Source organism: Pseudomonas sp. HMSC076A11, from assembly GCF_001810205.1.
GTDB classification, from domain to species: domain Bacteria; phylum Pseudomonadota; class Gammaproteobacteria; order Pseudomonadales; family Pseudomonadaceae; genus Pseudomonas; species Pseudomonas aeruginosa.
Map to the genome: position 1 here is coordinate 527,428 of NZ_KV800319.1, position 11,184 is coordinate 538,611.

Sequence of the window (11,184 nt, forward strand, 5' to 3'; positions counted from 1 at the left end):
AGAGCGGGCGGTCAGGAAGCGCGAACCTTCTCCGGCTCGGCTTCGGCGGGCGCCGCGGCGCTCGGCAGATGGCGCGCGATCAGTACACGATAGCCGCCGGCGCCGAGGCAGGCACCGAGGATCGGGGCGAAGATCGGCACCAGGAAATAGGGAATCTCGCGGCCGCCGGTGAAGGCGATGGGCCCCCAGCCGGCCAGGTAGGTCATCAGCTTGGGGCCGAAGTCGCGCGCCGGGTTCATCGCGAAACCGGTCAGCGGGCCCATGGCGCTACCGATCACGGCGATCAGCAGGCCGATCAGCAGCGGCGCCAACGGACCGCGCGGCAGGCCGTTGCCGTCGTCGGTAAGGGCCATGATCACCGCCATGAGGATGGCCGTGATCACCACTTCGACGAGGAACGCCTGGCCGACCGACAGCGCCGGGTGCGGATAGGTGGAGAACACCGAGGCCAGGGCCAGGCTGTCCTGGCTGCCGCGGACGATGTTCTGCGCCTGTTCGAACTCGATGAACAGGCTGCTGTAGAGGGTGTAGACCAGCGCTGCGGCGCAGAACGCACCGGCCACCTGGGCGGTGATGTAGAACGGCAGCTTGCGCCCCTCGAAGCCGGCGAACAGCCACAGCGCGATGCTCACCGCCGGGTTCAGGTGGGCGCCGGAGACGCCGGCGCTGAGGTAGATCGCCATGCTCACGCCGACCCCCCAGATGATGCTGATTTCCCACAGGCCGAAGCTGGCGCCGGCGACCTTCAGGGCCGCGACGCAACCGGTGCCGAAGAAGATGAGGAGGGCGGTGCCGAGGAACTCGGCCAGGCATTGGCCGAACAGGGACGGGGTCGGGGCGGCGGTGGTCATGGGGCCTCTCTTGTCTGTTCTTGTAATTATGGCGGGCAGCCGTGAAAATTGTTCAGTTTCGAAAAAATATATTCACAAAGGAATGCTGTCAAAGCGCGAAGATGAACGTTTGTCCGAAAAACGACCCTCCGGTTTCGTTTTCGCGGCCAATCGAATATCGCTACCGAGGCACGCGGGCCGCGGCATCGGCGCCCGTGCAGCAGGGGCGGCGATGGCTTAAGGTAGGCGCCGGTTTTCAGCCAACGTTCTTCTCCGGGAGTGACCATGACCCCTGCCATCGACCTGCTGAAAAAGGCCCGCGCCGCGCACAAGGTGCTCAGCTACAGCCACGACCCCAAGGCACCTTCCTATGGCCTGGAGGCCGCGGAAAAGCTCGGCCTGGACCCGCAGCGGGTGTTCAAGACGCTGCTCGCCGCCACGGAGAAGGGCGAGTTGCTGGTGGCGGTGGTGCCGGTGATCGGCAGTCTCGACCTGAAGGCCCTGGCCCATGCGGCGGGGGCGAAGAAGGCCGACATGGCCGATCCGCAGGCGGCGCAGCGGGCTACCGGCTACCTGGTGGGCGGGATCAGCCCGCTGGGGCAGAAGAAGCGCCTGCGTACCTTCATCGATGAAAGCGCGCGGCAGTACCCGAGCATCCATGTCAGCGCAGGACGGCGCGGGCTGGAAGTGGAGCTGGCGGCCGAGGTGCTGGCCCAGCTGACCCAGGGTTCGTTCGCCGCCATCGGCCGTGAATGAGCCGCTAATCCCGCCGGCCTAGCGGTCGGCATTCGTCTTACTTTTCAATCTGTCAGGTTTTCCATGTCCCACTATCTCCTCGCCATCGACCAGGGCACCACCAGCTCCCGCGCCATCGTGTTCAGTGCCCAGGGCTTGCCGGTGGCGAGCTGCCAGCAGGAATTCAAGCAGTACTTCCCGAAGGACGGCTGGGTGGAGCACGACGGCGAGGAAATCTGGCTGACCACCCTCCAGGTCTGTCGCGACGCGCTCGCCCGCAAGGGCTTGCGCGCGGCCGACATCGCCGCCATCGGCATCACCAACCAGCGCGAGACCACGCTGGTCTGGGACGCCGCCAGCGGCGACCTGATCCACCCGGCCATCGTCTGGCAGGATCGTCGTACCGCCGACTACTGTGCCGAACTCAAGGCCGCCGGCCACGAGGCGAACGTCAGCGCGCGCACCGGGCTGCTGATCGATCCGTATTTCTCCGCCACCAAGCTGCGCTGGATCCTCGACAACGTGCCCGGCGCCCGCCAGCGCGCCGAACGCGGCGAGCTGCGCTTCGGCACCGTCGACTGCTTCCTGCTCTGGCGCCTGACCGGCGGCCGCTCCCATCGCACCGACGCGACCAACGCTTCGCGCACCCTGCTGTTCAACATCCACAGCCAGGACTGGGACGAGGAATTGCTGGCGCTGTTCGAGATCCCGCGCAGCCTGCTGCCGGAGGTACTCGACTGCGCGGCGGAGTTCGGCGTCAGCGAGCCGTCGCTGCTTGGCGCGGCGATCCCGGTGCTGGGCATGGCCGGCGACCAGCAGGCCGCGCTGATCGGCCAGGCCTGCTTCCAGCCGGGCATGGTGAAGAGCACCTACGGCACCGGCTGCTTCATGATCCAGAACACCGGCGAGCAGCCGGTGACCTCGAAGAACCGCCTGCTCACCACGGTCGGCTACCGTCTGGACGGCAAGGTCAGCTACGCGGTGGAGGGCAGCATCTTCGTCGCCGGCGCCGCGGTGCAATGGCTGCGCGACGGCATCAAGCTGATCGACCACGCCCACGAGAGCGAAGCCCTGGCGATCCAGGCCGGCGACTCCAACGGCGTCTACCTGGTGCCGGCCTTTACCGGCCTCGGCGCGCCCTACTGGGACCCGAAGGCGCGCGGCGCGATCTTCGGCCTGACCCGCGACACCGGAATCAAGGAGATCGTCACCGCCGGTCTGCAATCGGTCTGCTACCAGACCCGCGACCTGCTCGAAGCGATGCGCCAGGACGGCACGCCGCCCAGCGCGCTGCGGGTGGACGGTGGGATGGTGGTGAACAACTGGGTGATGCAATTCCTCACCGACATCCTTGGTGTCACCGTGGAGCGCCCGGAAGTCACCGAGACCACCGCCCTCGGCGTGGCCTACATGGCCGGGCTGAAGGCAGGCTTCTATCGCGACCTGGACGACATCGCCAGCCACTGGCACCTGCAGCGCCGCTTCGCCGCACACATGGCCGAGGAGCGCCGCGGCGAACTCTACGCCGGCTGGCAGAACGCGGTGCGACGGGTGCGCAGCGAGGCCTGAGCGGCGTTTCGCGGAAAAAGGCGGCGTTTTTGCCGGCGGCTTCACAACGCCGGCAGGTCGCCGCAAACGCCCGCTCGGGCAATGGGTCGAAGGCAGGGCGAAGTCCCACTGTTACGATCGGAAAAGATCGCACTGTATCGCCCATCCCGGAGCCTGCGGCGGCATGCTGTGGCGATCGTTCCCAGGAGGTCTGCCATGCAGCTCGAGTTCCACCAGGTCGACGCGTTTTCTTCCCGTCCGTTCAGCGGCAATCCCGCCGTGGTCTATCGCCTCGACGCCTGGCTGGCGGACGAGCTGATGCAGATGATCGCGACCGAGCACAACCTCTCCGAGACCGCCTTCGTCGTTCGCGAAGGAGAGGCCTGGCGGATCCGCTGGTTCACCCCGAGCGTCGAGGTGGCGCTCTGCGGCCACGCCACACTGGCTGCGGCCCACGTACTGTTCGAGGTCTACGACGAGCCGGGCGAGCGCCTGGAATTCATCTCGCGCTCCGGTGCGCTGCGGGTCAACCGCGAGGACGAGCGGCTGGTCCTGGATTTCCCCGCGCAGTATCCGAGCGAGGTCGGTAGCACCGTCGAGCTGGAGCAGGCCCTGGGCCTGCCGCCGGTGGACGTGCTGGGCTCCACCGACAAGCTGCTGGTGCTGCTCGAGTCCGAAGAGGCGGTGCGCGCCTGTCGCCCCGACTTCGCGGCCCTGGCGCGGCTGCCCTGGCGTGGAGTGATCGTCACCGCGCGGGGCCTGCAGAAGGATTTCGTCTCGCGCTTCTTCGCCCCGGCGATGGGCGTCGACGAAGACCCGGTCACCGGCTCCGCGCATTGCAGCCTGATTCCCTACTGGGCCCAGCGCTTGAACAAACTGTCGCTGACCGCCCAGCAGTGCTCGGCGCGCGGCGGCGAGCTGTGGTGCCGGTTGGAGGGCGAGCGGGTGAGTATCGCCGGGCATGCGGTGCTGGTGGCGAGCGGAAGGATTCGATTGGGCTGAGGGGCGCTTCAGGAGGGGGATGACCTCGTGCATGCCAGACTTCCACATACCGAAGCCCTGATCCGTAGAGTGAATAACCGCTTGCGGTTATCCGCCCTACGGATCGGGTTCCTGGCATGCACGAAGTGAGGCTTGCCCTCCAAGTGGTGGGGCGGCAAACCCGCCCCGTCAGGAGGCCGAGCGGAATCGTTGCGGAGGGGGATGAGTGGCAGGATGCCGGGGCGAGTCTTTTGGTTCCTTTTGGACGCTTGCAAAAGGAACTCGCCTGGGAAGGCGAAACAAGAGGTCAAGGCAGGCACAGAAAACAGCTTGACCACCAAACATGACGCCCGCTCAAGCGCTAAGCAACAGCGCCCCCCCTCACTGCCGTGTAGCTAAGAAATCGCGAGCGATATAGTCACGTAGGGCGAATACCGCCACAGGCGGTATCCGCCGATGCCCCGGACAGCCGGCGGATAACCGCAAGCGGTTATTCGCCCTACGGATCGGGCTCCTGGCATGCCCTCCGAGTGGTGGGGCGAGTCTTTTGGATGCTTGCAGAAGGAACTCGCCTGGAAAGGCGAAACAAGAGGCCAAGGCAACCACGACGCCCGCTCAAGCGCTAAGCAACAGCTTCCCCCCTTAGTGCCGTGCAGGCAGCGACGGGAGCTGGGGGCCAGTGCACGCATTCACGGCCCGCCAGGCAGTCCCCGTGCACCCGGTGCCGAAACGCCACCTTCGTGCCCTGAGTCATGGCCAATGCTCCACGGCAAGTCGCTACCCCTCAGTACCCATCCGCCACCGGTGCCAGGTAGAGCCCGCCCGCACCGAGGGTAATGCGCAGGTTGCGGATCTCTCCGGCGCGCAGGGTCAGGGTCTGTCCGGCGAGGATGGTCATGCCGTTCCGGCAGGCGTCGCCAGGACCGTTCGGCGCAAGACGCACGTCCACCGCGCCGGGTTGCAGGTTCAGGGCCAGGCTGGCGCCCGGTTGCAGGTTGCCGACCAGTTCGTCGTGGACGTACAGGCCGACATCGCAGGCAGTGCCGGACTCGACCCGCTCGCGGGAAACGTTCAGCACCGCATAGCCGATCGGCGCCGGGTCGGGTTGCGCCCAGCCACCGCTGGCCGGTTGCGGGTCCGCGGCGAGCGCCGGGAGGGCGCAGGCCAGGGCGGCGGTATGGAGCAGCGGGCGAAGAATGGAGAACATGGCGGGCCTCGGCGGCGGGGGCGTAGGGAAAAGCTTGGCCGAAGCCGGGGCCCGGGACAAGTCGGGACGGGCATCCGCGTGCCCGTCCGTCGCTGGGGTCAGGCGCCGCGTTGCGGCAGCATGGCGCGCAGTACGTCGTCCTTCTGCACGCGGTGGTGCCAGATGGCCGCGGCGGCGTGGCCGAGGATCAGCGCGAAAAGCAGGTACTGGACGGTGACGTGGGTGCCGCCGGCGAACGCCTTGAAGGCTTCCGGCAGGTCGAACGGGCCGATCTGCACCAGCCAGAACAGGTCCAGCGGACGCTTGCCGGCGAGCATGCCGGAGAGCGGCATGACGATCAGCACCGCGTACAGCAGGAAATGCCCGGCCTTGGCGGCCGCGCGCTGCCAGTCCGGGTTCCCCTCCAGGGTATCCGGGACACCTTGGACGCGGCGCAGCGCCAGGCGTGTCAGGGTCAGCAGGAGTACCGCCACGCCCAGCGACTTGTGCAGGGTGAAGACGTTGCCCTTGCCGCCGAGCAGGCCGGCGAAGAAGTCGGCGCCGTAGGGCAGGGCGATGATCAGCAGGACCGCGACGGCGCTGAGCCAGTGCAGGGCGATCTGTGACGGGGAATAGCGGCGGATGGATATGGTTCTACCTCGTGAAGAACAAGGTGAACATGTTAACCATGTGCTTTGTAGGGTTTAAGCCTCTTTACTCCGCCTTTACCCGTTCTTGACGCTTTGTCGGTTACCGGATATTTCGAGGATTGACCTTGACACCATGTCAAGGTCGAAAATCGCCCCATCGATGACCAACAGGAGGCAATACCATGCAAGTCTTCAAGGTTCAGGGCATGACCTGCGGCCACTGCGTACGGGCGATCACCCATGCGGTGCAGGCGAAGGATTCGGCGGCGGACGTCCAGGTGGATCTTGGCGCCGGCGAAGTCCGGGTCGCCAGCCGGCTCGACAGCACCCAGGTACTCGAGGCGATCCGCGAGGAGGGCTACGGCGCCGAGCTGGCCTGACCCCAGTCGCGCACCAGGCCACGGAACATCGGCTCCAGCAGGTGTTCCGCGTCCGTATCCGGGTCGAACAGGCGCGGGTCGCGCAACCAGTCGTTGAACAGGCCCAGGATCAGCGCGTGCAAGGCGCGCGAGGCGATCCTCGGGGTCATGCCCGGATGCAGCCGCACACGGCATTCGTCGCGGGCGAACAACTGCTCGCAGAGTTCGATGAACATCTGCACGAAGGCGTTGTTGCGTTCCTGCGCCTCGCGCAGTTCCTCGGTGAATTCGCAACGTTGCATCAGGATGGTCAGGATGCGGCGCTTCTTCTCCTGCGTCAGCAACGATTGCACGGCCTCCAGGCAGAGGTCGTAGAGCGAGCGCAGCGGGTCGCTGCCATCGCAGCCGGACAGGCGCTCGGTGAGTTGCTCCGGCGGCAGGCGTACCTGGTTGAGCATCTCGTTGAACAGGTGGGCCTTGTTCTGGAAGTGCCAGTAGACGGCGCCACGGGTCACCCCGGCGGCCCTGGCGATCTGTTCCAGGCTGGTATGGGACACGCCCTTTTCCAGGAACAGTTCCTCGGCGGCCAGGAGGATGGCCGTACGGTTTTTTTCAGAATCTTCCTTTGTGCGTCGCATGCTGTGCTGGGTAGTCGAATCGGTCTCGGCAACGGGGCGGGGAGTGTACCGATTTTAGCCGCGCTCGGGCGGACTCGAAGTATTTCGACACCACCTTTGTCTAATGCTGCTCATTCATGAGTCGTGGATTCCGCGGTTCCACGGTCTCCGGCCATGATCGGCGGGCGTCTTCGGTGTTATGCTGCGCGCTGCTTTTTCGGCGACTCCCCGGCTGTCCGTAGCATCTTCCCGCCAGTACCGGCCTTCAGGCCTGGAGCCGCCCGCCCTCACAGACGATTCAATGATAGGCGTCGTCGTCCCGCTTGCCGGGAGCCGCGCAGGGAAGTGCCTTGCCTGCCACCGACGCGCCCCGTGCCGAGCGATCCATGAACCTGCGCATCCTGCTGATACTGGGAGCCCTGAGCGCCTTCGGGCCACTGGCCATCGATTTCTACCTGCCGAGCTTCCCGACCCTGGCCAAGGCCTTCGCCACCGACGTCGAGCACGTCCAGCTGAGCCTGGCCGCCTACTTCGCCGGCCTGTCCATCGGCCAGTTGCTCTATGGCCCGGTGGCCGACCGCTATGGCCGGCGCCTGCCGCTGCTGGTGGGGGTGAGTATCTTCACCCTGGCCTCGGCCGCCTGCGCCCTGGCGCCGAGCCTGGAGTGGCTGATCGCCGCGCGCTTCGTCCAGGCCCTCGGCGGCTGCGCCGGGATGGTCATCTCGCGGGCAGTGGTGCGTGACCTGTGCGATCCGATCGGCGCCGCCAAGGCGTTTTCCCAGTTGATGCTGGTAATGGGCCTGGCGCCGATCCTCGCCCCCGTGGCCGGCGGCCTGCTGCTGGACTGGCAGGGCTGGCAATCGATCTTCGTCTGCCTGACCCTGTTCGCCGCCCTGGCCGGCCTCGGCGTGGCGTTGTGGCTGCCGGAAACCATCCCGGCCGACGGCGAGCGACCGCCGCTGTCCGGCGCGCTGGGGCAGTACCGGCGGCTGTTCGCCGACCGCCTGTTTCTCGCCTATGGCCTTTCCGGCGGGGTGGCGATGGCCGGGATGTTCGCCTACATCGCCGGTTCGCCCTACGTGTTCATCCAGCTCTACGGGATTCCCGCCGAGCACTATGGCTGGCTGTTCGGCAGCAATGCCGCGGGCTTCATCGTCATGGCACAGGTCAACGCGCGGCTGCTGCGCTATCGCGGGCCGGCGTTCTGGCTGCGGCGGATCATCTGGGGCTACCTGGCGTGCGGCCTGGCCCTGCTGGGCATCGCTTCGCTGCAACCGGCCACGCTGTGGCCGCTGCTGGTTCCGCTGTTCGGATGCGTGGCCAGCCTCGGCTGCATCATTCCCAACGCTTCCGCCTGCGCCATGGCCGGACAGGGACAGCACGCCGGCAGCGCCTCGGCGCTGATGGGCAGCCTGCAGTTCAGCGTGGCGGCGGGCGCTTCGGCGCTGGTCGGCGTGCTCCACGACGGCACGGCGATCCCCATGACTCTGGTGATCGCCGTCTGCGGCGCGGTCGCGACCCTGCTCGCCTGGCAGACCGGGCGCCTGGAGCGCCAGGCCGCCTGAGCGCGGATCAGGCCGTTCGCTGTTTCAGTTCGGGCAGCACATGGGGCGCGCGCAGGCGCGCCTCGAGGCGGTCGACGAAACGCCGGGCCTCGCTTTCGCTACGGAAGTTGACGGCCTGCTGGTCGAGGCAGACTTGCCAGCATTGGCCTTTCGGGGTTTGCGACGGGCGGACGAGGATGTTCATGGCGATTCATCCATCGGGGCTGGAAAGGGAGCTTCAGTCTAGTCCTGTCGGCCCGGAAAACACTGACCGGGATCAGTTTGCCGACAACTGGTCGCCGCTTCGTTTACAGCCCCGCCGCAGAGCGCTTCAGGCTCCTCCCTCGCCCTGCCTTACCCGCTGCCGGTAGGCGCTCGGCGACAAACCCATGACCTTGCTGAACAGGCGCGAGAAGTAGTAGCTGTCGTCGTAGCCGACCGCCTGGCCGACCCGAGCCACGCTCTGGTCGCTGCTGTCCAGCAACTGGCAGGCGTACTCGATCTTCAGGTGCAGGAAGTGCTGGATAGGCGTACGGCCGGTGATCGCCTTGTAGCGACTGACGAAATGGAACTTCGACAGGTTGCAGAAGGCCGCCAGGCGTTCCAGTTCGAGGCGCGCATGCAGGTGTTCGCGCATGTAGGCGTGCAGCCCGTCGAGGTCCAGGCTGCCCTCGCGCAGCGGGCGCAGCAGCGGTAGCTGGCAGAGCAGGCTGCGCAGGCGGCTGGCGGCGAGCAGGAAGTGCTGGAAGCGGTAGCCGCTGTGGCGCACCTCCAGCAGTTGCTCGAAGCCGCCGAGCAGGGCGTGTTGCAGGCCCCAATGGCGCAGCGGGGTGTCGCGGTAGCCGGCGCTGTGTTGCAGCCAGGTGGCGCTGTCGCCGCGCAGGTGGGTCCAAAAGATGGTCCAGGGTTGGCGGTCGTCGGCGGCGTAGTCGTGGGCCATGCCCGGCGGCAGCCAGAGCAGGTCACCGCTGCCGACCCGGTATTCGCGCCAGGCGTCGCCCTCGCGCACGCGCAACAGGCCCTGGCCTTCGCTGCAATAGATCAGCAGGTGCTCGTCATGGCGCTCGCGGCTCATGCGGTGGTCGCGGGCGCGCCGGTAGTGGCCCAGGGAGGTGGGGTAGAGGTCGCGGCTGAGCGGGTGGACCGCCAGTTTCTCCAGCAGCGCCGCCGGGATCGGCAAGCGCAGGCTGTCGGCCGGCAGGGGCCAGTCGGAGGTGTGCGACATGTCGGTAGCCGGCTCCGCAATATAGTCCATGAACAACACAATTTAGTCGATCTCGCGACCTTCCGCCCAGTGATAGCTTCTTGGCCAAAGCGAGGTCCGAATCGACCTCGTACCAGTCCGCCACAACAATAAAAGCCGGCCTGGCCGGTGCAGGAGGGTTCATGTCAGTCCCAGTCCGCCACCTCATCGCGGGAGCCTTCGTCGAAGGTCTCGGCGCCCAGCGCATCCCGGTCAGCAATCCCCTCGACAACAGCACCCTGGCGGAGATCGCCTGCGCCAGCGCGGAGCAGATCGAGCAGGCGGTGGCCAGTGCCCGCGAAACCTTCGCCAGTTGGAAGGAAACCCCGGTTTCCGAGCGCGCGCGGGTGATGCTGCGTTACCAGGCGTTGCTCAAGGAACACCACGACGAACTGGCGAAGATCGTCTCCAGCGAGCTGGGCAAGACTTTCGAGGACGCCAAGGGCGACGTCTGGCGCGGTATCGAGGTGGTCGAGCACGCCTGCAACGTGCCCTCGCTGCTGATGGGCGAGACGGTGGAGAACGTCGCCCGCAACATCGACACCTACAGCATCACCCAGCCGCTGGGCGTGTGCGTTGGCATCACCCCGTTCAACTTCCCGGCGATGATCCCGCTGTGGATGTTCCCGCTGGCCATCGCCTGCGGCAACGCCTTCATCCTCAAGCCTTCCGAGCAGGTGCCGCTGACCAGCGTGCGGCTCGCCGAGCTGTTCCTCGAGGCCGGTGCGCCGAAGGGCGTGCTGCAGGTGGTGCATGGCGGCAAGGAACAGGTCGACCAGTTGCTCAAGCACCCGCAGGTGAAGGCGGTGTCCTTCGTCGGCTCGGTCGCCGTCGGCCAGTACGTCTACCACACCGGCACCGCGCACAATAAGCGCGTGCAGAGCTTCGCCGGGGCGAAGAACCACATGGTGATCATGCCCGACGCGGACAAGGCACAGGTCATCAGCAACCTGGTCGGTGCCTCGGTGGGCGCGGCCGGGCAGCGCTGCATGGCGATCTCGGTGGCGGTGCTGGTGGGGGCCGCCCGCGAGTGGATTCCGGAAATCCGCGACGCGCTGGCCAAGGTCCGCCCCGGCCCATGGGACGACAGCGGCGCCAGCTACGGCCCGGTGATCAACCCGCAGGCCAAGGCGCGCATCGAGCGCCTGATCGGCCAGGGCGTGGAGGAGGGCGCGCAACTGCTGCTGGATGGCCGCGGCTACAAGGTCGAGGGATACCCGGACGGCAACTGGGTCGGCCCGACGCTGTTCGCCGGGGTGCGCCCGGACATGGCGATCTACCGCGAAGAGGTGTTCGGCCCGGTGCTCTGCCTGGCCGAGGTCGACAGCCTGGAGCAGGCGATCCGCCTGATCAACGAAAGCCCCTACGGCAACGGCACCTCGATCTTCACCAGCTCCGGCGCCGCGGCGCGGACCTTCCAGCACCACATCGAGGTCGGCCAGGTGGGCATCAACATCCCGATCCCGGTACCGCTGCCGTTCTTCTCCTTCA

12 protein-coding genes are annotated in these 11,184 nt (G+C 66.9%); 6 read left to right on the forward strand and 6 right to left on the reverse strand.

The genetic code is table 11. From position 1 onward, the window contains the following. Positions 1–11 precede the first annotated feature (11 nt). Entirely contained in the window at positions 12–851 is an 840-nt protein-coding gene (gene glpF / locus HMPREF2716_RS26855; RefSeq protein WP_003092166.1) for a glycerol uptake facilitator protein GlpF, read from the reverse strand. Between the two features lie 264 nt (positions 852–1,115). Here glpF and ybaK point away from each other — a divergent pair, with 264 nt between their 5' ends. The 3 genes from ybaK (at position 1,116) to HMPREF2716_RS26870 (ending at position 4,115) form a co-directional block, all read left to right on the forward strand. Then, positions 1,116–1,586, forward strand: a complete 471-nt coding sequence (gene ybaK, locus HMPREF2716_RS26860; protein ID WP_003098459.1) for a Cys-tRNA(Pro) deacylase — start codon at positions 1,116–1,118, stop codon at positions 1,584–1,586. A gap of 63 nt (positions 1,587–1,649) precedes the next feature. Next, positions 1,650–3,134, forward strand: a complete 1,485-nt coding sequence (glpK, locus tag HMPREF2716_RS26865) for a glycerol kinase GlpK (RefSeq protein WP_003092161.1) — start codon at positions 1,650–1,652, stop codon at positions 3,132–3,134. 195 nt (positions 3,135–3,329) lie between these two features. Next, a complete protein-coding gene (locus HMPREF2716_RS26870; RefSeq protein ID WP_003159513.1) occupies positions 3,330–4,115 on the forward strand; it encodes a PhzF family phenazine biosynthesis protein in 786 nt (261 codons plus the stop codon). Positions 4,116–4,878: 763 nt separating this feature from the next. On the opposite strand, the gene HMPREF2716_RS26880 is transcribed toward HMPREF2716_RS26870, so the two are convergent. Then, entirely contained in the window at positions 4,879–5,301 is a 423-nt protein-coding gene (locus tag HMPREF2716_RS26880) for a hypothetical protein (protein WP_003113888.1), read from the reverse strand. 98 nt (positions 5,302–5,399) lie between these two features. Beyond that, positions 5,400–5,930 (reverse strand): cytochrome b, encoded by a 531-nt coding sequence (locus HMPREF2716_RS26885; protein ID WP_003092155.1) that lies wholly within the window; start codon positions 5,928–5,930, stop codon positions 5,400–5,402. A 182-nt stretch (positions 5,931–6,112) separates the two neighbouring features. Between HMPREF2716_RS26885 and HMPREF2716_RS26890 the strand changes: the two genes are divergently transcribed. Further along, entirely contained in the window at positions 6,113–6,310 is a 198-nt protein-coding gene (locus HMPREF2716_RS26890) for a heavy-metal-associated domain-containing protein (RefSeq protein WP_003092153.1), read from the forward strand. Here the strand turns inward: HMPREF2716_RS26890 and nalD are convergent. Beyond that, positions 6,289–6,927: an efflux system transcriptional repressor NalD gene (nalD, locus tag HMPREF2716_RS26895; protein ID WP_031687995.1), complete on the reverse strand. Its 639-nt coding sequence runs from the start codon at positions 6,925–6,927 to the stop codon at positions 6,289–6,291. The genes HMPREF2716_RS26890 and nalD overlap by 22 nt on opposite strands. A 365-nt stretch (positions 6,928–7,292) precedes the next feature. On the opposite strand from nalD, the gene HMPREF2716_RS26900 reads away from it, so the two are divergent. Further along, a complete protein-coding gene (locus HMPREF2716_RS26900; RefSeq protein WP_003092150.1) occupies positions 7,293–8,471 on the forward strand; it encodes a multidrug effflux MFS transporter in 1,179 nt (392 codons plus the stop codon). A 7-nt stretch (positions 8,472–8,478) separates the two neighbouring features. Here HMPREF2716_RS26900 and HMPREF2716_RS26905 read toward each other — a convergent pair whose 3' ends face one another. After that, positions 8,479–8,655 (reverse strand): hypothetical protein, encoded by a 177-nt coding sequence (locus HMPREF2716_RS26905; RefSeq protein WP_003104346.1) that lies wholly within the window; start codon positions 8,653–8,655, stop codon positions 8,479–8,481. Positions 8,656–8,781: 126 nt separating this feature from the next. Beyond that, the gene (gene mmsR, locus HMPREF2716_RS26910) at positions 8,782–9,705 is read right to left on the reverse strand and encodes an MmsAB operon transcriptional regulator MmsR (RefSeq protein WP_004345397.1); all 924 of its coding nucleotides are present in this window, start codon (positions 9,703–9,705) and stop codon (positions 8,782–8,784) included. A gap of 131 nt (positions 9,706–9,836) precedes the next feature. Here mmsR and mmsA point away from each other — a divergent pair. Further along, on the forward strand, positions 9,837–11,184 hold a 1,348-nt coding region (gene mmsA, locus HMPREF2716_RS26915), incomplete at its 3' end, for a CoA-acylating methylmalonate-semialdehyde dehydrogenase (RefSeq protein ID WP_070622062.1).